A 26,073-nucleotide genomic window follows, 5' to 3' on the forward strand; every position below is an offset into this window, starting at 1 on the left:
AAAAAGAAGAAACCCAGAAAAGAAAAGCCATATCAGTACTATATAGATAATATATAGAGTGGCTGTAACCATTAAACAAAGTCTCGTAGCTCAGTTTGGTTAGAGCACTACACTGATAATGTAGGGGTCAGCAGTTCAAATCTGCTCGAGACTACTACAAAGGGAAATCTTTTATGGGGAATTAGCTCAGCTGGCTAGAGCACCTGCCTTGCACGCAGGGGGTCAACGGTTCGAATCCGTTATTCTCCACACAGATGTGATAAGCAAATGAGCAATCATTTGCCTGTCTAATTCGAAAGTTCTTTGACATATTGGAAGAAGTAATTGTAAAACTGAGAAAACAACAGTGAAGGACAGTTACGAGTTAGTAAGTAATCAAGTTACTATTTATAAGCCGCAAGGCAGATAAGGAATAACTGGAAAACCTGATAACAAAGTAACTATCTAAATAAAGCATACCATGCCGAGCAAAAGCGGCATGTGTAGAAGAAAGTAAGAAAGGGCACACGGGGGATGCCTTGGCTCTCAGAGGCGATGAAGGACGTGATAAGCTGCGATAAGCTACGGGGATTAGCAAATATGAATTGATCCGTAGATTTCCGAATGGGGAAACCTAATCCATTGAAGATGGATTGCAATAATGCGCAAACCTGCTGAACTGAAACATCTAAGTAAGCAGAGGAAGAGAAAACAATAGTGATTTCCTGAGTAGTGGCGAGCGAAAGGGAAACAGCCCAAACCCACCATGTTACGGCATAGTGGGGGTTGTAGGACTACGATGTGGTATATTAAACTGAAGCGGAAGGGCATGGGAAGGCCCGCCATAGAGCATGAGAGCTGCGTACGCGTAAGGAATAATAACCTAGTAGAATCCTGAGTACTGCGGGGTCGGAGACGCCCTGTAGGAATCTGCCGGCACCATCCGGTAAGGCTAAATACTACTGAGAGACCGATAGTGAACCAGTACCGTGAGGGAAAGGTGAAAAGAACCCCGAACAGGGGAGTGAAATAGAACCTGAAACCGTGTGCTTACAAGCGGTCGGAGCAGACTTGTTCTGTGACGGCGTGCCTTTTGCATAATGAGCCTACGAGTTACTCTTCTCTGGCAAGGTTAAGTGTTTAAGACACGAAGCCGAAGCGAAAGCGAGTCTGAATAGGGCGTGCAGTCAGAGGAGGTAGACGCGAAACCTTGTGATCTACCCATGGACAGGTTGAAGGTGCCGTAACAGGTACTGGAGGACCGAACCGATAAACGTTGAAAAGTTTCCGGATGATTTGTGGGTAGGGGTGAAAGGCTAATCAAACTGGGAAATAGCTCGTACTCCCCGAAATGTTTTTAGGAACAGCGTGGCGGTAAAGTTATACAGAGGTAGAGCTACTGATTGGGTGCGGGGGAGTCAAATCCTACCAAATCCAGACAAACTCCGAATGCTGAATAATATACGCTGCAGTGAGGCTCTGGGTGCTAAGGTCCAGGGCCGAGAGGGAAAGAACCCAGACCATCAGCTAAGGTCCCCAAATTACTATTAAGTTGAACTAACGAGGTCCGACTGCACAGACAGCTAGGATGTTGGCTTGGAAGCAGCCATTCATTTAAAGAGTGCGTAACAGCTCACTAGTCGAGCGGTCGGGCATGGATAATAAACGGGCATTAAATAGTATACCGAAGCTATGGATTGTATATTTATATACACTGGTAGGGGAGCATTCTATCGCCGGCGAAGCATGACACGACAAGTGCATGTGGAGGTTATAGAAAAGCAAATGTAGGCATAAGTAACGATAAGGCGGGAGAGAAACCCGCCCACCGAAAGACTAAGGTTTCCTGATCAACGCTAATCGGATCAGGGTTAGTCGGGGCCTAAGGATAATCCGAGTGGAGATTCCGATGGACAACTGGTTAATATTCCAGTACTTTTGATAACTGCGATGCAGTGACGGAGTAGTGACACATCCGCGTTCTGACGGAATAGAACGTTAAAGGCCGTAGGTATAGGCGATGTAGTAAAGTACGCATTGTTTGCTGAAAGCTGATAGTACACAAAGCCTTCGGGTGGCGTGATAGTGATGGTAATCAGACTTCCAAGAAAACCTGCTAAGCTTCAGGTTATCAAAACCCGTACCGTAAACCGACACAGGTAGTCGAGGAGAGAATCCTAAGGTGCTCGAGTGATTCATGGCTAAGGAACTCGGCAAAATGGCCCTGTAACTTCGGGAGAAGGGGCGCTGTCAGCAATGGCAGCCGCAGTGAAAAGGCCCAGGCGACTGTTTAACAAAAACACATGGCTTTGCAAAATCGAAAGATGACGTATAAGGCCTGACACCTGCCCGGTGCCGGAAGGTTAAGAGGGGATGTTAGTCGCAAGGCGAAGCATTGAATCGAAGCCCCGGTAAACGGCGGCCGTAACTATAACGGTCCTAAGGTAGCGAAATTCCTTGTCGGGTAAGTTCCGACCTGCACGAATGGTGTAACGATCTGGGCGCTGTCTCAGCCATGAGCTCGGTGAAATTGTGGTATCGGTGAAGACGCCGGTTACCCGCAACGGGACGGAAAGACCCCATGCACCTTCACTACAACTTAACATTGATATCGGATACAGGATGTGTAGGATAGGTGGGAGACTGTGATCCGGCTTCGCTAGGAGTCGGTTAGTCAACGTTGAAATACCACCCTTTCTGTATTTGGTGTCTAACTCTGCACGGCAGAGGACATTGTTTGGCGGGTAGTTTGACTGGGGTGGTCGCCTCCAAAAAGGTAACGGAGGCTTTCAAAGGTAAGCTCAGTACGCTTGGTAACCGTACGTGGAGTGCAATAGCATAAGCTTGCTTGACTGTGAGGCAGACAAGCCGAGCAGGGTCGAAAGACGGATATAGTGATCCGGTGGTTCTGCATGGAAGGGCCATCGCTCAAAGGATAAAAGGTACGCTGGGGATAACAGGCTGATCTCCCCCAAGAGCTCATATCGACGGGGAGGTTTGGCACCTCGATGTCGGCTCGTCACATCCTGGGGCTGGAGAAGGTCCCAAGGGTTCGGCTGTTCGCCGATTAAAGTGGCACGCGAGCTGGGTTCAGAACGTCGCGAGACAGTTCGGTCCCTATCTGTTGTGGGCGTTGGAAGTTTGAGTGGGGCTGACCTTAGTACGAGAGGACCGGGTTGGACTAACCTCTAGTGAATCTGTTATGGCGCCAGCTGTACTGCAGAGTAGCTACGTTGGGAATAGATAAGCGCTGAAAGCATCTAAGTGCGAAACTAGCCACAAGATGAGACTTCCATTGAGGGTCGTAGTAGACTACTACGTTGATAGGTTACAGGTGTAAAGGTGGTGACATCATAGCCGAGTAATACTAATTGCCCGAAGCTTTCTTCGTCAACAGATAAGTGGTGTGATCTTTCCGGTCACACCATACCATCAAAAACAACATGTGCTGTTGTTTACTCAGAACTAACATTACTTCTTTCAATTATTGTCATTGTTTAAGGTAGTCCGTTTCATAAAGGACTGCTCAAAAACATTAAAAATATTCAGGTGCCTATATCGGCGGTGTCCACCTCTTCCCATTCCGAACAGAGAAGTTAAGCCCGCCAGAGCCAATGGTACTGCAGTAAAATGTGGGAGAGTAGGTCGGCGCCAAACCTTTTCAGTTAACCCCCTGTAACTAAGCATTACAGGGGGTTTTCTGCTTTTATAGCCTAACACACCTCGCTGATTGTTTCAAAACAGCCTCCACTCAACTTATTCCCCGCTTACACCATAGCTTCCCAGCCTTCCAGGTAGCATGTTCAACCCTATGGATTATCTGCAGTGCAGCAGCACGGAGATAAGGGCAAACAGTCCTAGTCAATCACTGCGTTGTGAACTTAACTTAGTGAGGCTAAGATTAATGATACGTCCCGCTATTTAAACTTTTGTGGTTAGACACTGAAACATAAAAAACGGTTCTGCGAACAATCATTAACGCCTATAACATTATAGGCACTATCATTTAAACTCTTCAACTACCTGAACTTTTTTCCGGTACAGGACCCCGACCTTTGCTTTATGGAAAACATCAAAAGTATCGAAGAAACCATTATCACTTACACGAGTACATGGAATGAGACCGAACATGAAGCCATCCTTGAAAAGATCAGCAAGTGCTGGGCGCCGGAGGGCACTTATACTGATCGCTTAACGGATACCATTACCGGACCAAACGCGATCACCGACCTGATCATCAGTTCGTACGGACAGATGGGGCCAAGAAAGTTTCAGGTACTGGCTGAGCCGCAAACACATCATCAAAGCGGCCGATTCCGTTGGCTGGCCATCCGTCCCGAAGGATACCCGGTTGAGGGTATGGATTATTTTGAATTTGACAGCGAGAACCGCATTACCCGTATCATAGGCTTTTTTTAGCAGAAGATCATGATGATCACATTACCGAATATCGAGCCGGGCCAAGGGCCTGTTTTGATGCTGAACATGATCAAATTTAGGGATAAAAAGATTTACTTTGAACAGTATATACCTGCATTTAACCAAGTGGTGCAGCAACTGGGTATTGAAGGTGTCAATGTAAAACTGGTGAGCGAGGTCGTGGCCAACGTTGTTGCCGACGAAGACGAGCAATGGGACGAGATTGTGATAGTGGAATATCCTAGTGCGGAAGCGTTCAAAACCATTGCGCAAAGCGAACTCTATCACGAAATAGCTAACCCGCTTCGTGAGGCTGGAACAGCGGAGTTGAAATTGTTCATGACGCGCAAAACTGACTTTTAAGAGTTATACTTGCTACATGTCTGAACTTATCTTGTTAAACTTTGCCTTGCATATTGCACTTGCGCCTGATGAACAGGCGCAAGTGCTTGCCTTGTTGCAACGCAATACAGTTGCCAAACGCAGCATACTGGTATGCCCCGGCGAAGTAGAACGGCATATTTATTTTGTTAACGAAGGCTGCCTGCGCATGTACCACACCGATAAGGACGGGCAGGAACACAACCTCTGCTTTTATCCCGCGAATTGGTGGGCTTGTGATATCGTAAGTTTTTTTAAAGCCAAGCCTGCCACCAACTCTATCCAGGCACTGGAAGATACAGAAGTTTGTTACTTTTCTTTACCAGCGCTCGAACGGTTGTTTGCCGAGGTGCCCAGGTTCGAGCGTTTTTTCCGCATCCTCACACAAAATGGATTTGATATGTTCCAGCGGCGGGTTACTTCAAACCTGTCAAAAACAGCCGAGCAGCGTTACCGTGAATTCCGCAGGCATTACCCGGGACTCGAACAGCGCATATCCCAAAAGCATATTGCCAGTTACCTCGGCATAACCGCGGCGTTCCTAAGTATGATGCGCAAAGAGAAGGATTTGTGATCTAACCCGTTGCCTCGCAAATGACCGCTTTCAATTTTAGTTTAGCCGGTCACGCCGAAACTGTACGGGCGAAACACTGGTGCGCTGTTTGAATAATTTATTAAATGATTGTGGATGCTCGAAACCCAAATGATAAGCGATCTCTGCTGTGGTCAAATTGGTTTGATTTAATAACACTTTTGCTTTCTCTATCAGCGCCAAATGAATATGCTGCTGGGTGGTTTTACCGGTGAGTGTTTTAAGCATATCTGAAAGGTAACGCTGTGACACATTCAAATGCGTTGCGATATCCTGTGGTGAAGGTAATCCGTTGATCAACGGATCTGTACCGTTAAAACGCTCGTTCAACCAAATGTTCATGCGGCCGATTAGGTCATGGTGCATGTTCTTCCGGGTCAGAAACTGTCGGTTATAAAAACGGTCACTATGGTTGAGTAACAGTTCGAGTTGGGATACAAGTACATTCTCGCTGTACTGATCAATTGAATTATCCAGTTCAATTGCGATAGCCTCGAAAAGCGTTTCAATAATCTGCTTTTCTTTCTCAGACAGGAACAATGCCTCAGCTACTGCATAATCAAAGAATCCATAGTTGTGAATACCGTTTGCCATTGAATGACCGTCTAACATTCCAGGATGAAAATATAACGCGTAACCCTCATAGTCCTTGGGATTGGCAGTCATTTGTACAACTTGGCCCGGTGCTAAGAAAGCCATGCCACCTTCTTTAAAATCATAGGTGCCCGGCCCGTATTTAACACTACCATGAAAATCTTTTTTGAAAGTGATCTTGTAAAAGTCCAGCATGAACCAGCTGCCGGCGTCACGCAGGTCAATCTTTACCTGATCATAGTTGACTAATGTCATCATCGGATGTGCAGGCGGAGTTAAACTCAGCCTGCGCATCAGGTCGCTTATGTTGTTAAATTTTAACGGCTTGTCCATTCAGGCTTTGTATTTTGTCATCCTAGCAATCACTATAAAGATACAGGTTTAACCTTGAACGGACGGGCGGATAACCATATCGCCCACGTCCACATTGTCTGGTTGCTTAATGGCGTAGGCTATGGCATTTGCAACGGCTTCGGCAGGGATGGCCATCTGATCTGCATTCTGCTGAATGGTGTCCCTAATTTCCTCGTTCTTTATGTTACTCGCAAATTCGGTAGCCACATAACCCGGCGAGATACCGGTTACCCGCCAGCGGCCCTGCGATTCCTGGCGTAACGCTTCGCTGATAGTACGGACTGCATTCTTAGTTCCGGCATAAACACCCATGGTGGGTACAATGCTGATGCCTGCCGTAGAGATCACATTGATAATGTGACCGGTACCTTGTCCCTTAAAAATGGGCAATGCCGCAGCGATCCCATACAAGGTGCCTTTTAAGTTAACGTCGATCATTTGTTCCCAGCCTTCCACATCCAGGTCTTCCATCTTGTATAATTGGCTGACCCCGGCGTTGTTAATCATGACGTCAAGCCTGCCAAATTTCTCTACCGCTAATGCCGTCAGTTTAACGAGATCTTCACGGTTGGTCACGTCTATTTCCAAAAAGGCAGCTTTACCGCCTTTTTGGTCAATAATTTCAACAATCGTTTTAAGCCGGTCTGCCCGGCGAGCGCCCAAAATTAATTTTGCACCCTGGGCTGCCAATAACTCTGCAGTTGCTTTGCCTATACCGCTGCTGGCGCCGGTTATTGCGATTACTTTATTCTGGATTCCGTTGTTCATAAGCATCTTATATAAAGCAAATTTCAAAAAATGGATAGAACTTCGTGTAGCCGAAATTGCCAGATGTGTAGTCGTTTTAGTGAAGCGCGCAAAGATTTACCTTTTATGGTAATGATATCAAAGAACTCCTCGTTTTTCATTTAGGTTACAAATGTCCTTGATTTGGTTACAGTGTCCCCACAATGAATACCCACCTTTGCTTATATCTTATTCATTTCTTCTTATGGAAAGTCAAACAACATCAACAGAACAACCCGTTGCACTGGTAACGGGTGCCAACCAGGGTGTGGGCAACGAGATTGCAAAAGCGCTAGTTGCTAATGGTTATATTGTTTACCTGGGTTCACGTAAATTGAAGAACGGTGAAAAGGCAGCCGCCCAAATAGGCGAGAATGCGAAAGCAATTCAACTGGACGTTACGGATCAGCAAACTATCAATGCAGCAGTGGAACGTATCGAAAAGGAATATGGCCGGCTGGACCTGCTGGTCAATAACGCTGGTATTGCGCATGCCGGTGAGCCCGGCCGTACGGTGGAAGAGGTTATGGCATCCGGTAGGGCAGTTAATGTGTCATTAGATGAAGTGCGCACCGTGTGGGAAACTAACGTGTTCGGCGTTATCGCCGTTACCCAGGCTGCTTTGCCTTTGTTGCGCAAGTCATCAGCGGCACGCATCGTTAATGTGTCAAGCGGGCTAGGTTCATTGACCTGGATATCTGACCCGGCATGTTGGGCAAGAGAGAATTTCGGCATTGTCTATGCCGCCTCCAAGACCGCCCTGAATGCTGTTACGCTGGCTTTTGCCTTGGAGTTGGAAAAAGAAGGCATCAAGGTGAACGCTAGCAGCCCCGGCTACACAGCTACCGCGTTAAATAATTTTCAGGGTACGGACAGTTTGGAAGTTGGCTCACGTGAACCGATACGGGTAGCTCTGGAAACAGACGGCCCTACCGGCAGCTTTACCGGCCCTGAAGGTCCGTTGCCTTGGTAACACTGCTTAAGGGTAGCGGATAAACGTACATCTACTTTAAATATGACCGGTAGCTGAAATAGGCTCCGGTCGTATTTTATTATCTTACAGCATGAAAAACAACACACCAAAAGTTGTTAAACTGAAATCGATCACTGAGATACACCGTATGCTCGACATTCCGGGACCGGCTCACCCCTTAATTACTCTGCTGGATACCAGGGAAGAGCAGATTAACCTGAGCTGGCTGCCAGTAAGCTACGTAACTACGCTTTACAAAATTTCTTTTGTAAATAAGTTAGGCGGTAAATTCAGGTATGGACAGGGCTATTATGACTTTGATGAAGGAAGCATGGTTTTCACTGCTCCCAATCAAGTTGTGGGTAGTACGGCGATTTACAAGGGAAACGAGGGCTATTCACTAATCTTTCATCAGGATTTTCTGCAGGGCTATCCGCTTGCCTCAAAGATTAAACAATATGGATTCTTCTCTTACTCCTCGAATGAAGCCCTTCACCTCTCGGAGCAGGAAAGAACTACGGTGTCGGCAATCTTTACAATCATTCAGGAAGAATTGAACAGTCGAATAGATGATTTTAGCCATGAAGTGGTTATTGCGCAGATCGAGTTGCTGTTAAGCTATGCCAAGCGGTTTTACAAGCGTCAGTTTCTTACACGGCAGGCAGCCACCAGCGACCTGCTCCAGCAGGTAGAACACAAACTCGATACTTACTTCAAGGAAGGCGGGCCCGTTAATTACGGTGTGCCAACTGTACAACAACTGGCTGAGCAGTTAAACTATACGCCAAACTATTTAAGTGATATGCTCCGTTCGCTCACCGGTTTGAACGCACAGCAGCATATTCATGAAAAGTTGATCGAGCGGTCAAAAGAATTGCTGACTACTACCAACCTCACTGTAAGTGAAGTGGCCTTTCAGTTAGGCTTTGAGCATTCTCAATCTTTTAGCAGGTTGTTCAAGATAAAAACACTAGTATCACCTTTGCAGTTCAGATCATCTTTTAATTAATTATTTAAGATTTTCGTTCGAAGGTACTCTGTAACCACTTAATAACCGGTGCTGGCTTAAACGAATATTAGAGTTTTTAATGAAAAGTATTTTTACCGTTGTACCGAACAGTGAGTGGTTTAATAATGGCACATTACGCAGGCGGCTTTTGATAATTCATTTAACTGCATTAATTCGGACGCCAACTTTTTATTTACGCTTTGATAGTGAATTACGAGCGAGTTAATACCGTAAAGCACATGGCGGAGTTGAAAGCTAAGGTTGGGGTAGGCAGTTAAACCTATCTGAAAATATTGCTGTAATAAGGGTTTGCCATTGATTTTGCCGCTGCTGTCAAAACCGAGCTGGATAATCATCGGAGAATAAAATTCAACGTCATCGGTGTAATGTTCCATGATCTGATCAATGTTATGACTGTTCCAGGCACCTATCCATTGCCTGGCAAACTCATTTGCCTGTTGCTGTGTCATCGTTTTGCTTTCCATTGCTTAGTATCTCGTCTGTAAAATGTTGCCGTCTTTTTGGCTTACTGAATTTATCGGTGTTATAGCCTACCGATTTACCCCTTGGTATCGACAATGAAGTCCATTGGCCAGCAAGCATTTTTCCGATGAAAACGATTTGACCAATATGATATGGATAATGTGCAAGTTGCCGGTTAATGGCTTCCAGTACAGAGTGGCCCTGGTTACGGATGTAAATAATCTTTTCCAGATCGCCGGGTTGTAATGCGTAAAGTGCATCCAGGAGCGTTTGCCACCCCTCGTTCCAGCAATTCAGCATGTCACTTCGTGATATCATGTCATTATTATTGAACTCTGCGTCGCGATCGCGCCACGGTTTCTCACCGTCTGTGGTCAACAGGTCCGTCCATCGGCTTAGCATATTTCCCGATAGGTGCTTAACGATAACAGCAATGCTATTACTTTCCACATTGGCCTGCCAAAACAATTGATCATCGGTCAACTGCTCAAATGTTTTTTCACCAAGCATTTTGTAATATTCAAACTGCTTTATGGCGCTTTGCAAATATTCATTGTTCATAGTATTGGTAGTTTAAAAAAGCAATTTAGTTTTTTTACGGCTATAGCTAAGTGAAAAAAGTGCTGATGAACTGTGAAGTTGCTTCAGCGATTTAAAATTGACTTAAGCGCTGTTAGCTCACCCAGCGTGCGGGTGATGTTCACCTTGTTTTCAAGACCACCTGAATGCGCAATGGCTGCAACTTCCAGGTTTAAGCTTTCCATTTCGGTTGGCCGTTTATTACGGATATCCTGCAAAGTTGAAATAATCTGTCCGTCAGCAGCGCGGCTTACCAATAGAAAGGCCGCTCTCACGTCTTTAATATTGAGTTCTATTCCTGAATGGACACTTACATCAACACACTCTTTAATGATGCGGTCTGCTATCTGCATGGCCGCCGGCTCCCGATGAAAAACACCGTTATCCGTCTCCAGCAAAGGACAAATAGAATTAAAAATGCAGTTAATGATGACTTTTTGCCAAACAAACTTGTTAATCTGATCTTCGCACCGAAAAGGGAACCACGATGTATGCAGATGCTCCACCATATGAGCGCTAAGATCTTCGTTGCCTGCAACTATCCCTATCGGACAAGCAGCTACCGGCCGGAAGCGCAGTTCGCTCTCGCCTTCAAATTGGCTGGTTACCATTAATACACAGCGATATAATTGGGTAAACCCTTTGTTTACGAAAGCACGTTCAACGTTCAGGCCGTTTTGAAGTAAGATCACCGGTGCATTCAGGGCAAAATTCGTCAGCTTCAGGGCGATCATTTCATTCACGAACGATTTACTACACACTATGAAGATGCCGTGGGCCATATCAAGCGAACTGAACGTTTTAATCGTCACATTGGCAAACAATCTACCGTTATAAGGAAGGTTCAGTCTGATAGTTTCTGTTTTGTCTGGCTCGCCGTCTACACTGGTTCTAACTAATACGGCATCTTTCCCGGCGTTCAGCAGGCATACAGCAAGTGCTTTACCTATTGCACCGGATCCTACGATATGTATACGCCCGGCCATCCTATTTTTTACAGTAAATGATCAGCGATGCTTTTGCAATTGCCGCCTTATTTAACATAAAGCCAGTTAGTGCAGCCGTAGCATTTGGTGGTGCAGCCAGCTTATCGGTGTTTAACGCATAAACGGTTATCAGATACCGATGTGGTGTATCACCATCGGGACAAGGGCCCTGGTAACCGGGTGCACCAGTATCGTTTTGGCTTTGCAGACTACCGGTGGGGGATACTTTCAGGTCAGGATTGCCGGCACCTTGCTTTAACTGGTTAACCGAAGCGGGTATGTTGATAACCACCCAATGCCAGAACCCGCTGCCCGTAGGTGCGTCGGGATCATACATGGTAACGGCAAAGCTTTTGGTTCCGGCCGGCGCGTTAAACCAGTGTAGTTCCGGAGAACGGTTACCACCGTTACAACCAAAATTGCCCGCCACAAATTCGTTTGTGAACTGCCCGCCAAGATCTTTACTGGCCAGTGTAAATGTTTGTGCAAAAAGACTGCTATAAACGGCAACCAGGAAAATGAAAACCATGATTTTTTTCATGGCTCAAATATCGGCGCTAATGGTACCGACTAATTATTGCGAAAAGCTCAAAGCTTTTTGCAAAAAGTTCAGATTACGACGAGCTGCGGTAATGCGACGGTGTAACGCCAAACTTCTTTTTAAATGCTGTAGTAAAGTTAGATAAATGCTGGTAACCATAGTCCAGGTAAAGCTCGCTGGCTAATCTTCCTTGTAAAAGTTCATTGCCTGCAATTTCCAATTTACGATTACGGATGTACTGCTGCGGCGGCAAGCCGTACGTTTTTATGAAATCGCGCTTAAAGGATGAAAGACTACGGTTTGCGAGGAAGGCAAGTTCGTCAATACTAAGTTCTTTGAACAAGTTTTGTTCGATGATGCCCATTAGTGACAAATTATGCTGATCATTAAATAGGGAAGTGAGCAGTTCGGGATGAAGATCATATAAAGCGGTCAGCAGCTCGTGTACTTTAATACTACCTAATTCTAAAGAAAGTTTTTGACCCCTCATAATCAGTGCCTTCAGGCTTCGTATATATTCATCAATATAACTGTCGACGTTAAAATGTATATAAGGAACAAGATTTGTTTTGCGGTTGTTCTTTTGTTGTCGGGACGATATGAACTCTTTACCCAACGTGGCCGGAAAAAATATAATGATACTGTTATAGGGTTCATTTGAATTGCTGTGTTCGGCTATAATAGAATGCCCTTCAGGTATCAGCATTCCCTGCCCTGATTTTAAAATGGTGCTTCCCTCTGCACGGTAAATTTGCTTTTGCCCGTTTTGAACAAAACTGAAGGCATACTGCTTAAAAAGCACACGGTTTCTGAACGGACCGCCCATATCCTTATAATCTACAAATCGCACCTCACCAGCGGTAATTTGCGGTTGGTTTATGGTAACGTCGGGCACCTGAAAAATTTCCATATGGTTACGTACGGACAAGATTTTACTTAAAATGGCAAAATAATAAAAACAGTCAGTACCATTAGCTTTGTAAGCCAATTAATGCATCAATAGCTACGATACTGGCTACGCTTATAGTGCAACTTCCATAAGTGAAACGATTAAAACTCCTTATCTCCAAATTTGCTGTTCGGCAGCTTTGCTTTTCCGGTTAATTTGTTAAGATTAAAGCTGAAATTAAGCAGGAATACGTTCGTTTCGTAAATGTAGTTGGTTGTAGTATAAAAGTCGCGTCTCCTGGTGGTGATGCGCTGTTTGTTTGAGGTATTCCAGCCCAGATCCATACTCTGCCATTGCAGCGTAGCAGCGAAACGGCCGTTTAGGAACGTTTTCTTTAGGGACGTATTGGGCACCAAGAACCGTGAATCTTCACCTTGGGCCGTTGCCCTGCGCGATAGGTAATTAACATTACCTTGCAGGTTCCAGGCGGCACCGAGCTTAAAGTTAGTGTTGGCGTTAACAGAATACACCCAATTAGCATTAGAGACGTAAGAGCTTACACCAACGATGTTAAGCGTACCATTAATCTTATAATTATAAACGTTGCCCGCCAAGTATAAGCTCCACCATTTTACCGGTTGCACATTGGTTCCAATCTCTAACCCAATAGATCTTGCCCGATCTGCATTGGTAAACACGCGGTTCAGAATGGTATCGGTATATACGCTGTTTACTCGCTGTATAGGATTTTTGATGTTTTAATAGTATAGCGTTGTAAAGAATGAACCTTTAGTGAATGTTCTGATTAGCCCCAATTCCGCTAGGTCTACAAACTCTGGCTTCAGGTCCGGGTCACCTTGTTCCAGGGTTTCCGAGTGTTCGCGTTCAGGTATGGGGTTCAGCTCAAAGTTAGTAGGGTAACCGCTTCCCGGCTTACCCTTACCTATGGTGTCAACCCGTCCAACACATTACCCTTAACGGAAGCGTTCTGCCCAAACAGTACTGATGCGGATAGTATGCAAATAATGCAATTAATAGTGTACCCCTTATGGCGGTATTGACAGAAATTTACTTGATGCGGCAGCCTGCCTGAGAACTTTAAGCGAAAACTGGAAACTACACAGCTTTTTAAAAACCTACGCGTAGCACTTCACTATTGTGAAAGGGAGTAGTTTTAATTAATTAAAAAGGCAGCAAAGTGGACGAGACGTCTATTGTCCGTTATGACTACTTTTAGGTTATCACGATCGTGTTCCGTCACCACCTAAAAGCAGCTGATTGGGTGGAACGCCGTACTTCTTTTTGAAAATAAATGAAAAATGAGATAAATCTTCAAAGCCAACTTCAAGATAAACCTCGGTAGGTTTCCTCTTCTTTTCGGTTAGATGATAGTACGCGAGCTCGAGCCTTTTTTCAGTTAGCCATTTTTGCGGTGTCGTGTTAAAAAGCTTTTTGAAATCTCGGTTAAAGGTTGACAAGCTGCGCCCGGTAAGATAGCCCAATTTTTCGAGCGACATGTTGAACATGAAGTTGCGCTGCATAAAACTAATGAGGTCAACCTTGCCTGGCGCGTCGAAATTGGCCAGTACGCTGTCAACCCCCGGATATATCATCCGCAGGATGCTGATGGCTTCGGTGATCTTTAACGAGGCCAGGCTCTCAGGAAATGCACCTTCCACCTCAAAATAAGGGATTAACGAGGCGAGGCAGCTTTTCAATAAGGGATGGTTACTGAAGCAGTAGATTTTTTGTTCCGGCTGTGACGGCTTTTTAACGTCGGCATGTTCATAGAACTTCTTCAACCGTTCGGTGGAAAGATGCATTACCACCGTTTTATGCGGCTGTCCGTTTTTCGGATAATTGATGATGGTTGCCAGCTGGTTTCTCGGGATTAGAAAAATATCTCCAGTTTTAAAAAAGAAGGTGGTGTCCCATTGAATGATCTTTGTTTCACCGGAAATGAACCAAACAAGCATATGATCATCAAACATCAGGTCTGATTTAAACAGCGTGTCTTCATATGACGAAAGCTTAATCTCTTGGGTAAGGTATCTGGATATATGTTCCATTTTGATAAAGTTATCAAATCAAGATTAAATTACCTTAAAGTCGATGCCCGTCATTTCACGGCTTAGGTCCCAAAGCCTCTTGGCATTGCTTTCATCCAGCGAGTAAGGCTGCACGCCTCTTGTTCCTAAACCATTATCTTGACCGAAGTTTCCGAGGTCTAATTCGGCGATGTCGCAGTCTTCGCAATACACCCCACCAATGTTATCCAGTAAAGGACTGGTAGCACACCATACCGTAGTAGCGGCACCTTGCTGAATGGTTTTTAATCTGGCCAGAATTTCAGGACGCATATTGCCAAGTTCGTCAAAGAAGCCCATTTGCTTAAATAATTCCATATCAGCATCCCTGGCCAGTTCTGTGCCTGCAATAGAACCAGGATGCAGTGAATATGCTCTGACATTGAATGATCTGGCGCGATTGTCCAATTCAAGCGCAAACAGATTGCTGGCTGTTTTTGATTGTCCGTACCCTAAGAGTGTTTGGTATTCTCTGTGTTCGAAGTTAGGATCATCAAAATGGAAAGGGGCCATCTGATGACCGTAAGAAGATATATTGACCACTCTTGCACCATTGGCCTCCTTCAGCGCCGGCCATAACCTTGCCACAAGTTGGTATTGTCCCAAATAATTTGTCGCCAGTTGTGATTCTATGCCGCGGCTGTCTCTTTGTAAGGGCACCCACATGATTCCGGCGTTATTAATAAGCAGGTGCAGCAGTCTGCCAGAAGTGAGGAATTTTTCAGCAAATGCGTCGATGGTATCAGGATTGATCAAGTCCATTGCCTCTATTTCTACATTTGGAATACCACGCAAATTTTTTTTGGCTTTTTCTGTATCCCTTGCCGGTACGATCACGGTCGCGCCCGCTTCTGCAAGTACCCTTGTCGTTTCCAGACCAATGCCTGTATTGCCGCCTGTTACGATGGCTATCTTGCCGTTAAGGTCAATACCATTGATCACTTCGCTTGCTGTCGTTGTTCCGTTAAATCCCGATTCTATCGGTTTCTGTAATAAGCCCTGATAATTATTCTTTTCCATTTTATTATGATTAAATGTATGGAACAAATGTAGGCGGATCGGAAAAGGCGGATTTTGTTTAGACGGTCAATTTACTTTGTTGAGAGCGTCAAATGACTAAGTATTACGGAAATTTAATAGAGAAAGTGCAATCATCAATCAAAAAAGTTATTCTATTCCTTTACCCCGTCAATTAAATATTTAGCGATCATATTATGTGTCTACATGACCGTGCTCATGAGCTACAATTTAGAAAGTTTGCCTTTTGCTATTGCATAGGTCGTAGTACACGGCCGATTATCAAACAAAACCTATTGATCAGTTTGGGATGGAAGCGGTACTCATGCCCTTAACCAGCTAGATTCAGGCTTACCATACATCTTGTCATATAAAATACGACCACTCATCATTTTATAGGACCGTTCAACATAATTCCCTAACAGGTAATGCCGGATTCGAGCATATTTGGCTTAAATATTAAAAAAATGAAAAAGATACTGTCAACCTGCCTCCTAATTTTCGGTGCAATGTTTACACATGCGCAAACCATTACCGGCACCTGGTACGGTACGTTAAAAATACCTGGTTCGCCGCTTCATGTGGTCTTTCATATTACGCAGAATGGTGGCGGGTTTTCAACCACAATGGATAGCCCAGATCAGGGAGCGTCTGGGATAGCTACCGACAAAACATCACTAATTGATAACCAACTCACCATTGAAGCTCTTAAGTTTGCAATGAGTTACACCGGCCGGTTTAAGGCAGATAGCAATAAGATAACCGGCACTTTCACACAAGGGGCATCAAGCTTTCCGTTGGAATTAACAACAAGCAAGCCTGTCGACAATAAGGCCGCACCTGCCAAGCGTCCGCAGGACCCTGAATCATTTCCTTACCGCCAGGAAGAAGTTACTTTTAAAAATCAAAAAGCCGGAAATGTTCTAGCCGGAACGTTGACCCTGCCCCCGGGCGCTAAGCCCAAAAAAGTAGTGATCCTCATCAGTGGCTCCGGTCCGCAGGACCGCAATGAGGAAGTAGCACAGTTTAACCATCGTCCCTTCCTGGTTTGGAGCGATTGGCTGACCAGGAAAGGTATCGCGGTATTGCGATACGATGACAGGGGCATTGGGAAATCAACCGGCAGGTTTAATTTGGCTACCAGCGCGGATTTTGCGGATGATGTTGAAGCGGCCATTGCCTATTTGCAATCCAGGCCCGACCTTAAAGGCACCGCTATAGGTTTAATGGGGCATAGCGAGGGGGGGATGATAGCGCCCATGATTGCAGCGCGCAATCCAGTGGTCAGATTTGTGGTTTTACTGGCAGCGCCGGGTGTACCCATCACTGAGCTCATGGTGCAACAAAGCAAGGACCAGATGCGCTTATCAGGCGCTCCCGAAAATGTCATTAAACAATCAATATCCAGCAATACAAAATTATTTGCGGCGATGAACCGATATAAGGAGCTTCCTGATGCTGCATTCAAAGTTAAAATGGACACGGTGATCTACCAACAATTACGGGCGACACCCAAAGATGCGCTTGGTGGCCAAAGCATAGAAGAAATTGCAAAAAGAACAGCTGGGCAGCTATATGCGCCGTGGTTCCGCTATTTTATATCCTACCGCCCAGCCAGCAATCTGGAAAAACTGCGTTGCCCGGTACTGGCGCTCAACGGGACACTGGATATGCAGGTGCAAAGTGCTGCAAATCTCGCCGGCATTAAAGCTGCGCTGACAAAAGGTGGGAACAAACACTTTGAAATAGTACCTTTACCCGGCTTAAATCATCTTTTGCAGCAGGCTACCACCGGTGCCGGAAGCGAATATGCTCAGATAGATGAAACAGTCAACCTGTCTGCATTGACCAAGGCGAGCGACTGGATAAATCAAGTGAAATGATCAAACACAAACGATCCTGGTTCTGGCCGGTTCAAATTACCTCCTGGTTACTCGTAGGCTTTTTGAACTGGCTCGTCCAGTATTCCAGTGGGTCGTTCAGTAACTTGAATTTGTATCTAAACCTAGCTGGCATGTGTGCCGGCGGTTTCCTGGTAACCAGCCTTTACCGGGTATATTTTAAAAAACGCAAAGCAAACCTCGAGATAGATGCTCCCAAGCTGATTGCTTTTTTATTTGCATCGGCTTTTGTGCAGGCATTAGGGTGGCTCTTTATTCTCATCCTGATGATGCTGGCTTTCCTTGGGCAAAGGACAATTGCCATAGCACCGATCTTGTTTCAGATTGTTCCGCTGACGGGCATCATGCTGGCCTGGGATTCGGTTTATCTCGGTTATTACCTCATCATGCGTTATCATTCAACGGAAGTGGAGAAGTGGCAGCTGGAGGCTGAAGTGCGGCAAGCGCAGCTGGGAACGTTAAGGGCGCAGATTAATCCCCATTTTTTGTTTAATGCGCTGAACAACATACGGGCCTTGATTCTTGAAGATCCCCAACTGGCCAGGCAAACCCTCACCAGGTTTTCGGAGATTTTTAGGCATGCCCTTCAGCACACAACCGGCCGGGAGATAAGTTTAACCGAAGAAGTAAATATACTTACCCAGTATCTTGAACTGATTAAAATACAGTACGAAGAAAGGTTAACTTATGAAATTCAAGTAGATGAAGATTGCCTGCGAGAGTCAATCCCTCCCATGATATTGCAATTATTAGTTGAAAACGCTATCAAACATGGCATTGCTTTGCAAAGCAGGGGAGGCCACATCCTGGTCGATATTCGCCATGAAAATAATGAGCTTATACTGGTTATAAAAAACACGGGTACCCTGATCGAAAGAAACCGGTTGGAAGAAAATCTCGGTATCGGTTTGCAGAATATAAAAGAAAGGCTTCGGCTGCTCTACGCAGAAAATGCAACATTGCACATTGAAGAGCTGCCACCCAATGTTGTGGTCACTATAAAAATTCAAAAATGATTAAAGCAGTCATTGTAGAAGATTCAAGGTTAGCCCGTATAGAGATCAAAGAATTGCTGCGGGCGCATAGTGATGTCCTATTGGTTGGGGAAGCTGATTCGGCCGACAAAGCTTTAGAGTTGATCCGGCTGGTGAAGCCAGACCTGGTTTTTCTCGATATCCATCTGCCGGGCGCAAGCGGCTTCGAAATCCTTGAAAGGCTTGAACATTTACCGGCGGTGATCTTCACTACAGCGTTCGAGCACTATGCTTTGCAGTCTTATGATTACCATGCTATTGATTATTTGCTAAAGCCCATTGTTCCGGAGCGACTGGCAAGGGCTATACGGAAAGCGTGCACGCATTTTGGCGTCAACACCACTTCTCCGGCAGGGGATGACTTACAGCACCGCATCTTTATCAAGGATCAGCACAAAACCTGGCTGGTGCCACTAGGTAATGTACGTTTGTTTGAATCAAAAGGAAACTATGTCCAGGTTTTCTTCGATGATCAAAACCCGCTTATGCTGCGGTCGCTCCAGCAACTCGAAGATACCCTTAATCCAAAACAATTCATGCGGATAAACCGTCAGCAAATCATCAACCTGAAGCATATCTTGAAAGTGGGCCGGACCTTTGGCAACCGGCTTAAGGTGACACTCAGCGATGGGGCCACAACTGAGGTGTCACGAAGACAGGTTGCTAAATTTAAGGAGAGGGTTGAACTGGATAAAAATTGACGCTTTTCACAGAAATGGAATATGAACTCTCAGCAGAAAATTCACTTTGTGAAATTAGTAGACAGCCTTGAATGGCTTTCCTTTAGATCCGCTGAAATATTTTATGGCTTAAGTCTCTAAAATTTCCCATCAGGTTTTAATCCGTAAATGGTTATCGAGCTTGTACCTGCGGGTCTGTGGTATTAGGCCATTCGATATTTGCTGACTTCGATCGACCTGCTCGTTGCTTGCAATTGTACTTCCACTATTGGTGAAAGCAATACTGTATCATGGCTGTGTTCAAAACGTTTGTCATCGTTTCACCGGCATGTACAATAAGAGTTTCTGCTGTATCAGGTCTATAATCTTCCTTGTAACAAAAAGATAGCGTCGGAAACATCATCTTTATTATTGATAATGAACTATCCGTTTTCATCAAACAGAATCTGCAGGCGACCGTACTTAACCACAACATTTTTACGGAACATACCTTTGCTTGTCATAAATGTAACCTTGATATTCACACTAGCATTAGTTATTATCTTTGTATTTTTAAGGCAAACCATACGCACATTGATCTTCAGCTTTAACGCTACACCGGATTTCGACTTCATGATCTACTTCGCGCGGCACATCGGCGCAACAGTAGAGAATGACCTGATGCTTATCCCCGCACCATTAGGGGATGGGTCTATCCGCAAACTTTCGTTTGGGCCAGAATTTAAAATCACCCAGCACCATTATGTGCTGAAAGAGGACCTGATCATCAAGCGCAATGCTTCGGGTCAGGGAAATGAACTGATCACTGTTTTCTTTTATAGTAACGAACAACCGCTGGGTATCAGTTATGGTTCCGATCCACATATTCAGTTCTCCGAGCGGGACGAATCGGCGATTCAGGTCACCTCCAACGATTTGAATTCTACCATTCGCTTTCCGGCAGGTTATATGATTCATTACATGGTCATTGCTGTTTCTCCGGCATACTTGAAAAGCCTGCTCGCCTTAAAGGAGCAGAACACTACTATTGAAACCATTACAGGCAGTGGAAATTCGTTTCTTTTCCTGGAAAAGATGACGGCAGAGATACGCCTGCTACAAAAGAATTTAGGTGCAGTGGATATAAGTAATAGTTTAAGTCAATTTTATATGCACGTTAAGGTGCAGGAGCTGCTTTACCTGTTATTTGAAAGATTATCAAAACGCGAAAGCATACCGCACAAGAACATCAACAGCGCCGATGCTGCCAGGTTGCTGCATATCCGAAATGAGGTGTTAAGTGACCTAAGCACGCCACCTGTACTGTCTGAACTAGCCGGGATCGCCGCCATGAGTGAAACTAAGCTAAAACAGCTCTTTAAACAGGCCTTTGGCGATACCATCTATAATTATTTTCAACAAGCGCGAATGGAGGAAGCGGCTTTCTTGCTTAAACAGGGCAAGCGCTCGGTTGCCGAAGTTGGTTATGAGTTAGGTTTTACCAATCTCAGTCATTTCAGCCGCTTGTTTGAAAGGCATTACGGGCTAAAGCCCAAAAGATACGGTTCTACCGGATAGGACTGTTTTTGTGTCTTTTGCTGCTATTATGAGGCGGCAGTTAGCGGCAACTTTGTAGTGTAAACAAAAACACTGCAAAATGAAAAAGTTATTCAAGCCTTATAACAAAGGCCCCCTACAATTAAAGAATCATGTGGTGATGGCACCCATGACCCGTAGCCGTGCCATCAATAACATTCCCAATCAATTAATGGCCACTTACTATCAGCAGCGGTCTGGTGCCGGACTTATAGTTACTGAAGGTACATCACCCAGCCCCGAGGGTTTAGGCTATCCCCGCATTCCGGGAATTTTTAACGATGCCCAGGTGGAAGGTTGGAAACTGGTGACCGAAGCCGTGCACGAAGGTGGTTCTAAAATATTTTTGCAACTGATGCATACCGGAAGAATAGCTCATAGCTCTAATTTGCCGGAGGGATATCATGTGGTGGGTTTGTCAACGGTTAAAGCAACAGGCGAAATTTATACAGATACCGGTATGTTGGAGTACTCCGCCCCAACAGCCCTGGATAAAGAAGGTATTGACCGTATAGTAAACGACCATGTGAAAGCAGCTGAAAATGCCATAGCTGCAGGTTTTGATGGTGTGGAATTACACGGCGCGCATGGCTATCTATTGGAGCAATCTTTAAATCCGCACATCAATAACCGGACGGATAATTATAGCGGATCCACAGAGAACCGCAGCCGCCTTACATTGGAGATTGTACAAAAAATAGTAGCTTCTATTGGAGCAGATAAGGTCGGGCTGCGCATATCACCGTTTTTAACATCCAACGATATGCCTGCCTATGAAGAAGCCGAAGTACATGAAACTTACGTTCACCTAGCCCGGAAAGTAAACCAGTTGGGCATCGCATACCTGCACATTTCAAATAATCCAGGCATTCCGGAAAAAACACATCAGGATATTCGTAAGTCCTTCGCCAATACTATTATCTATTGCAATGGATTTACGGCAGAAACTGCTGAAGCCAAATTACAGGAAGAATCAGCAGATCTGGTCGCTTTTGGCAGAAGCTTTTTGGCCAATCCTGATTTTATGAGGAGGATCGAGAAAAACGCCCCCCTAAATGAGCCGGATTATAATACACTTTATACTCCCGGCGAAGAAGGCTACACGGATTATCCCGAATTAAATTAATTATCAACTACTAATAAAACATAAAAAATGAAAATTACAACCACAGGGTCATTAGGAAATGTAGCTCAACCATTAGTAAGAAAGCTGATCGCAGCCGGACACGAAGTAACCGTGATCAGCACCAAAGATGATCGTACAAGCGAAATTGAGGCTTTGGGGGCAAAGGCTGCGGTCGGCTCTATAAGCGATGAAACATTTTTGACTGAGGCCTTTAAAGGCGCAGACGCCGTATATACCATGATGCCGCCATCAATGGGGCCGGGTAACATGATAGAGAACATAGCTAAAGCCGGGCAGGCTTATGCAAATGCTATTAAAGCGGCAGGCGTAACGCGCGTGGTTATGCTGAGCAGCGTTGGCGCAGACGCTGCTCAGGGTACCGGCCCGGTACAAGGTGTACACCGTGTAGAGAGGATATTACAGGGTTTAGACGGCGTAAATGTAACTGTTTTGAGGTCAGGATTTTTCTTCATTAACTTTTTGAGAGATATACCTTTGATCAAAAGCCAGGGCATCTTCGGTAACAATTATGACAGTGACGACCAGCTAGCCCTTACACATCCCGAAGATCTTTCCACAGCCCTTGCGGATGAGTTACAAGCTAAAGGAAACGGCTTTGAAGTGAAATATGTGGTAAGTGATGTTTCGACGGGAGCAGAGATAGCACGAGTATTTGGTCAGGCTATCGGAAAACCTGAAATGGTTTGGACAAATATTCCTGATGAACAACTAAAACAGGGCATGCTTGCCGGAGGATTACCCGAGGAACTAGTGGGACTAATTGTTGAAATGGGACAAGGTGTAAGGGCAGGTATAATCACTAGGGACTTTTTTGCCAGCGGTGCTAATGTGACCGGGCAGATCAAACTGGAAAAGTTTGCTGAAGAGTTCAAAGCTGCGTATTTACGCAATTAAATTCAGTTGATCCATATCAACAACGCATAGTGAAAGCAAATAATCTATTTGAAGCCTTAAGAGATAAATACGCTGGACGTTACCTGAATTATACAGGAACTGCCTATCGGGACCACTTTATGTAGAACACAAGGCAGATTATTTTCAAGCACGTGCCCAATGGTTCCTGCAAATTGGCCTTCGTTCAAAGGGTAGGGGCAGGGCGTTCAACTCCTATGTCTTAGTACGCTATTAAAGATAGATCATCATCGTTTATAAAGATGAACCGGCTTTCAATTAAGGATTGATTCTTGATTTCTACCAAAGAATCAATCCTTATAACAGGCAAAAATTACTTGTACTCGATTACAAATTCTTCAACCGGATTGCGTACTTTTTTCATCGGTGCTAACCAATCGTTTTCATCACGGTATCCTAAATATAATAAGGTTACACTTTTTAACCCTAACGATTTAAGGTCAAGCAATTCATCAACCAAGGCATTGTCAAAACCCTCTGCCGGAGTGCTGTCAATCTTTAGTTCGGCAGCTTGCGCAATGGCCATTGAAAACCCGATGTATGACTGCCGGGCAGTGTGCACAAAGTTCTCCTCCGGAGTTTCGTTCAGATAAATATTTTTGATCTTATCTGTATAGCTGTTAAATCTTCCACGCGGCAGCCCTCTTTCGTCGGTAATGCGATCGTAAATAGTATCTATCCGCTCAGCGGTATACCTGTCCCAGGCAGCAAAAACCAGCACATGCGAACAATCTACCATTGCCTCTTGGTTAAGCGAACTTGGCGCAAGTTTTTCCTTGATCTCCTGGCTTGAAACTACCAGCACCCGAAACTGCTGCAAGCCCGAAGAAGTAGGCGCCAACCGTGCGGCTTCTACAATTTTGTCTATATCTTCCTGGCTAACTTTTTTACTAGGATCGTATTTCTTAGTGGCATATCGCCACTTTAAATCTTCTATTAATGACATTAGATAACAATTTTATAAACAACGGGCCTAAGTGATTTTAAGCCCGCTGTTGGATTTTTAAATATTGGTAACCGCTAATTTTACCTCGATATTACCACGGGTGGCATTTGAGTATGGGCAAACCTGGTGTGCTTTGGTTACCAATTCATTCGCCTTGTCCAGATCGATATCCTTAATGTTTACATCTAGTTCAACAGCCAAACCGAAACCTCCGGCATCATTTTGCCCTATACTTACTTTAGCGGTTACGGTGGTGCCACCTGTGGAAACCTTCTCCTGTTTGATCACCAAATTCAATGCACTATCAAAACAGGCGGCATAACCTGCAGCGAACAATTGTTCGGGATTAGTATAGTCATCATTGGCGCCGCCAAGTGCTTTAGGCATTCTAACCTCCAGGTCTAATACGCCGTTACTGCTTTTTACATGGCCATTACGGCCTCCGGTAGCGGTTGCATCCGCGGTATATAACGTTTTCATTTTTTGTAATTTTTACAGTTGATAATTATTTTAAACGGGTGATCATTTTTTCGGCAACACTTTCAGACGAGGCCGGATTTTGCCCGGTAATCAATAAACCGTCTTCAACCACATATATGCCCCAGTCATCAACCTTGCTATAGTTAGCGCCTAAATTTTGCAGTTCAGTTTCAACTAAAAAGGGCACCACATCGGTTAATTTAACCGCAGCTTCTTCTGTGTTTGAAAATCCGGTTACTTTTTTGCCTTTTACAAACGATTCGCCATTGTCAAACTTTACGTTCTTGAACGCGCCCGGCGCATGGCAAACCGCGCCTACTAATTTGCCGCTATTGTAAAAATCCAAAATCAGTTGTGCTGATCTTGGGTCGTTAGCCAGATCCCAAAGCGGACCGTGGCCGCCTGGATAAAAAACGGCATCAAAATCAGACGCGTTCACATCAGTAAGCTTGTGGGTGTGGGCAATAACATCCTGCACTTTGGCATCATCATAATAGCGTTTAGTAGCATCGGTTTGTGCTGAGGGTGCTTCGCTATTAGGGTCAATAGGTGCCTGCCCGCCTTTAGGTGTGGCAACTACAACCTCGTAACCTGCATCAGTAAACTTATAATATGGCGCGGCAAATTCTTCAACCCAAAAACCTGTTTTGTGGCCTGTGTTGCCCAATTCATCGTGTGAGGTAACTACAAATAAAACTTTCATTGTTTAGTTTTTTAATGATATAACTATAAATTTTTCTTTTTGAGCGCATTGGTACTCCAAAGCGCCCACAGGATAAGGACAGGCTGGAAAAACAATCGTATTAACCTTGCCTTATCGGTATCAAGGCCAAATGCATCTACTTTATTAATGTACTGTGAAATATTGCCCGGGAAGATCAGCACAAAGAACACGGCGACAATTATGCCCACCCATTTTTTGTTTTTAACCATAAAAATGAGCGCCAGGCCCAAACTAATTTCTACTATTCCTGATAGTACAACAGTCAGATCTGGATTAACAGGAAGCCATTTGGGCACCTGTGCTAAAAATTCAGAGCGGTTGAAAGTAAGATGGCTTATACCGGCGAAGGTTAGAAAAGCACCCAGTAAGATCCGGGCAACATTTTGAGTTTTGGAGGTATGCATTTATTTACTTAAAACTTTATTTAAAAGCGCTTTTAGTTGCAGAAGTTCATCGATAGACATATTGGTACATTTAAGCAACTCCAATGGAATGTGCTTCGCTCTTTCTTTCAGTTGAATACCTGAGGTGGTCAAAGAGATCATAACGATACGCTCGTCTTGTTTACTTCTGATCCTGCTTACTATTCCCTTTTGTTCCAACCTTTTTAAAAGCGGCGTAAGCGTTCCGGTGTCCAAGTATAGCTTTTCGCCCAGTTGATTTACGGTTTGCTGCTTATGTTCCCATAGTACCATTAATACCAAATATTGTGGGTAGGTAATATCTAGCTCAGCCAGCAAGGGCCTGTATAAATTGGTCAGATTTCTTGAAAACGCATATGCCGGAAAACAGATCTGATTTTCGAGTTTAAGTAAATCTTCCATGCTTCTTAAACGTCGTTTCTAAATAAATGTTTTGCACAATATAATTTTGTGAAATGTATTCAGCTCAACGTAATTTGCTACGGGTAGCAAGGTAATATTCGTTCGGAGAGCGGAAGGCGTGATGCCGTATTTTTAAGCGCTGCGACTAGGCAGCAAACTTAGCAACCCGTTTACCGTTTAA

25 protein-coding genes, 2 tRNA genes, 2 rRNA genes and 1 pseudogene are annotated in these 26,073 nt (G+C 44.7%); 15 read left to right on the forward strand and 15 right to left on the reverse strand.

Going from position 1 to position 26,073, the window contains the following annotated elements; all coding sequences use genetic code 11:
• Window positions 1–79: 79 nt before the first annotated feature.
• The 7 genes from ABDD95_RS08985 (at window position 80) to ABDD95_RS09015 (ending at window position 5,353) form a co-directional block, all read left to right on the forward strand.
• Window positions 80–154 (forward strand) — tRNA-Ile (locus ABDD95_RS08985).
• A 21-nt stretch (window positions 155–175) separates the two neighbouring features.
• A tRNA-Ala gene (locus tag ABDD95_RS08990) sits at window positions 176–249 on the forward strand.
• Between the two features lie 236 nt (window positions 250–485).
• Window positions 486–3,370: ribosomal RNA gene (locus ABDD95_RS08995) — 23S ribosomal RNA — on the forward strand.
• A 154-nt stretch (window positions 3,371–3,524) separates the two neighbouring features.
• Window positions 3,525–3,636, forward strand: a 5S ribosomal RNA gene (gene rrf / locus ABDD95_RS09000).
• Between the two features lie 405 nt (window positions 3,637–4,041).
• Window positions 4,042–4,398, forward strand: a complete 357-nt coding sequence (locus tag ABDD95_RS09005) for an isomerase (protein ID WP_345951554.1) — start codon at window positions 4,042–4,044, stop codon at window positions 4,396–4,398.
• A 9-nt stretch (window positions 4,399–4,407) separates the two neighbouring features.
• Window positions 4,408–4,761 carry a DUF1330 domain-containing protein gene (locus ABDD95_RS09010; RefSeq protein ID WP_345951555.1) on the forward strand — a complete coding sequence of 118 codons (354 nt, stop codon included), beginning with the start codon at window positions 4,408–4,410 and terminating at the stop codon, window positions 4,759–4,761.
• 16 nt (window positions 4,762–4,777) lie between these two features.
• Window positions 4,778–5,353 (forward strand): Crp/Fnr family transcriptional regulator, encoded by a 576-nt coding sequence (locus ABDD95_RS09015; RefSeq protein ID WP_345951556.1) that lies wholly within the window; start codon window positions 4,778–4,780, stop codon window positions 5,351–5,353.
• 36 nt (window positions 5,354–5,389) lie between these two features.
• Here ABDD95_RS09015 and ABDD95_RS09020 read toward each other — a convergent pair whose 3' ends face one another.
• Together ABDD95_RS09020 and ABDD95_RS09025 are read right to left on the reverse strand one after the other, a co-directional pair.
• Window positions 5,390–6,298, reverse strand: a complete 909-nt coding sequence (locus ABDD95_RS09020; RefSeq protein ID WP_345951557.1) for a helix-turn-helix transcriptional regulator — start codon at window positions 6,296–6,298, stop codon at window positions 5,390–5,392.
• Window positions 6,299–6,346: 48 nt separating this feature from the next.
• Window positions 6,347–7,087 carry an SDR family oxidoreductase gene (locus ABDD95_RS09025; RefSeq protein WP_345951558.1) on the reverse strand — a complete coding sequence of 247 codons (741 nt, stop codon included), beginning with the start codon at window positions 7,085–7,087 and terminating at the stop codon, window positions 6,347–6,349.
• Window positions 7,088–7,310: 223 nt separating this feature from the next.
• On the opposite strand from ABDD95_RS09025, the gene ABDD95_RS09030 reads away from it, so the two are divergent.
• Both ABDD95_RS09030 and ABDD95_RS09035 read left to right on the forward strand, forming a co-directional pair.
• Complete coding sequence (locus ABDD95_RS09030; RefSeq protein WP_345951559.1) at window positions 7,311–8,078, forward strand: SDR family NAD(P)-dependent oxidoreductase; 768 nt, start codon at window positions 7,311–7,313, stop codon at window positions 8,076–8,078.
• A gap of 91 nt (window positions 8,079–8,169) precedes the next feature.
• Window positions 8,170–9,087: a helix-turn-helix transcriptional regulator gene (locus ABDD95_RS09035; protein WP_345951560.1), complete on the forward strand. Its 918-nt coding sequence runs from the start codon at window positions 8,170–8,172 to the stop codon at window positions 9,085–9,087.
• A gap of 119 nt (window positions 9,088–9,206) precedes the next feature.
• Here the strand turns inward: ABDD95_RS09035 and ABDD95_RS09040 are convergent, their stop codons facing one another.
• The 8 genes and pseudogenes from ABDD95_RS09040 to ABDD95_RS09075 all read right to left on the reverse strand — a co-directional run bounded on the left by ABDD95_RS09040 (window position 9,207) and on the right by ABDD95_RS09075 (window position 15,672).
• Window positions 9,207–9,572 (reverse strand): nuclear transport factor 2 family protein, encoded by a 366-nt coding sequence (locus ABDD95_RS09040; protein WP_345951561.1) that lies wholly within the window; start codon window positions 9,570–9,572, stop codon window positions 9,207–9,209.
• Entirely contained in the window at window positions 9,535–10,131 is a 597-nt protein-coding gene (locus ABDD95_RS09045; RefSeq protein WP_345951562.1) for a DUF1572 family protein, read from the reverse strand. The genes ABDD95_RS09040 and ABDD95_RS09045 overlap by 38 nt, the downstream gene beginning before the upstream one ends.
• Window positions 10,132–10,214: 83 nt before the next feature.
• A complete protein-coding gene (locus ABDD95_RS09050; RefSeq protein ID WP_345951563.1) occupies window positions 10,215–11,135 on the reverse strand; it encodes a ketopantoate reductase C-terminal domain-containing protein in 921 nt (306 codons plus the stop codon).
• Between the two features lies 1 nt (window position 11,136).
• Window positions 11,137–11,676, reverse strand: a complete 540-nt coding sequence (locus ABDD95_RS09055) for a YbhB/YbcL family Raf kinase inhibitor-like protein (RefSeq protein WP_345951564.1) — start codon at window positions 11,674–11,676, stop codon at window positions 11,137–11,139.
• A gap of 73 nt (window positions 11,677–11,749) precedes the next feature.
• Window positions 11,750–12,586, reverse strand: coding sequence for an AraC family transcriptional regulator (locus tag ABDD95_RS09060; protein WP_345951565.1), 837 nt, complete (start codon window positions 12,584–12,586; stop codon window positions 11,750–11,752).
• A gap of 140 nt (window positions 12,587–12,726) precedes the next feature.
• Window positions 12,727–13,512, reverse strand: a pseudogene (locus ABDD95_RS09065) (TonB-dependent receptor).
• Between the two features lie 294 nt (window positions 13,513–13,806).
• Window positions 13,807–14,634, reverse strand: coding sequence for an AraC family transcriptional regulator (locus ABDD95_RS09070; RefSeq protein WP_345951566.1), 828 nt, complete (start codon window positions 14,632–14,634; stop codon window positions 13,807–13,809).
• 24 nt (window positions 14,635–14,658) lie between these two features.
• Complete coding sequence (locus ABDD95_RS09075) at window positions 14,659–15,672, reverse strand: SDR family NAD(P)-dependent oxidoreductase (RefSeq protein WP_345951567.1); 1,014 nt, start codon at window positions 15,670–15,672, stop codon at window positions 14,659–14,661.
• Between the two features lie 464 nt (window positions 15,673–16,136).
• Here ABDD95_RS09075 and ABDD95_RS09080 point away from each other — a divergent pair, with 464 nt between their 5' ends.
• The 6 genes from ABDD95_RS09080 (at window position 16,137) to ABDD95_RS09105 (ending at window position 22,900) form a co-directional block, all read left to right on the forward strand.
• Window positions 16,137–17,552 carry an alpha/beta fold hydrolase gene (locus ABDD95_RS09080; RefSeq protein ID WP_345951568.1) on the forward strand — a complete coding sequence of 472 codons (1,416 nt, stop codon included), beginning with the start codon at window positions 16,137–16,139 and terminating at the stop codon, window positions 17,550–17,552.
• Window positions 17,549–18,586: a histidine kinase gene (locus ABDD95_RS09085; protein WP_345951569.1), complete on the forward strand. Its 1,038-nt coding sequence runs from the start codon at window positions 17,549–17,551 to the stop codon at window positions 18,584–18,586. Before ABDD95_RS09080 ends, ABDD95_RS09085 begins: the two co-directional genes overlap by 4 nt.
• Window positions 18,583–19,305 carry a LytTR family DNA-binding domain-containing protein gene (locus ABDD95_RS09090; RefSeq protein WP_345951570.1) on the forward strand — a complete coding sequence of 241 codons (723 nt, stop codon included), beginning with the start codon at window positions 18,583–18,585 and terminating at the stop codon, window positions 19,303–19,305. The genes ABDD95_RS09085 and ABDD95_RS09090 overlap by 4 nt, the downstream gene beginning before the upstream one ends.
• A 492-nt stretch (window positions 19,306–19,797) precedes the next feature.
• Entirely contained in the window at window positions 19,798–20,841 is a 1,044-nt protein-coding gene (locus ABDD95_RS09095; protein WP_345951571.1) for an AraC family transcriptional regulator, read from the forward strand.
• Window positions 20,842–20,920: 79 nt separating this feature from the next.
• The gene (locus ABDD95_RS09100) at window positions 20,921–21,985 is read left to right on the forward strand and encodes an alkene reductase (RefSeq protein WP_345951572.1); all 1,065 of its coding nucleotides are present in this window, start codon (window positions 20,921–20,923) and stop codon (window positions 21,983–21,985) included.
• A 27-nt stretch (window positions 21,986–22,012) separates the two neighbouring features.
• Window positions 22,013–22,900: an NAD(P)H-binding protein gene (locus ABDD95_RS09105; protein ID WP_345951573.1), complete on the forward strand. Its 888-nt coding sequence runs from the start codon at window positions 22,013–22,015 to the stop codon at window positions 22,898–22,900.
• Window positions 22,901–23,231: 331 nt separating this feature from the next.
• On the opposite strand, the gene ABDD95_RS09110 is transcribed toward ABDD95_RS09105, so the two are convergent.
• Genes ABDD95_RS09110 through ABDD95_RS09130 form a run of 5 tightly spaced genes read right to left on the reverse strand, consistent with a single transcriptional unit; the run spans window position 23,232 to window position 25,892 of the window.
• Entirely contained in the window at window positions 23,232–23,864 is a 633-nt protein-coding gene (locus ABDD95_RS09110) for an NAD(P)H-dependent oxidoreductase (RefSeq protein ID WP_345951574.1), read from the reverse strand.
• 57 nt (window positions 23,865–23,921) lie between these two features.
• Window positions 23,922–24,344, reverse strand: a complete 423-nt coding sequence (locus ABDD95_RS09115; RefSeq protein WP_345951575.1) for an organic hydroperoxide resistance protein — start codon at window positions 24,342–24,344, stop codon at window positions 23,922–23,924.
• A 25-nt stretch (window positions 24,345–24,369) separates the two neighbouring features.
• Complete coding sequence (locus ABDD95_RS09120; RefSeq protein ID WP_345951576.1) at window positions 24,370–25,047, reverse strand: type 1 glutamine amidotransferase domain-containing protein; 678 nt, start codon at window positions 25,045–25,047, stop codon at window positions 24,370–24,372.
• A 23-nt stretch (window positions 25,048–25,070) separates the two neighbouring features.
• A complete protein-coding gene (locus ABDD95_RS09125) occupies window positions 25,071–25,472 on the reverse strand; it encodes a DoxX family membrane protein (protein WP_345951577.1) in 402 nt (133 codons plus the stop codon).
• Window positions 25,473–25,892, reverse strand: a complete 420-nt coding sequence (locus ABDD95_RS09130) for a MarR family transcriptional regulator (protein ID WP_345951578.1) — start codon at window positions 25,890–25,892, stop codon at window positions 25,473–25,475.
• Window positions 25,893–26,073 lie beyond the last annotated feature (181 nt).

It is taken from the genome of Mucilaginibacter sp. PAMB04274 (assembly GCF_039634385.2).
Lineage (GTDB): Bacteria > Bacteroidota > Bacteroidia > Sphingobacteriales > Sphingobacteriaceae > Mucilaginibacter.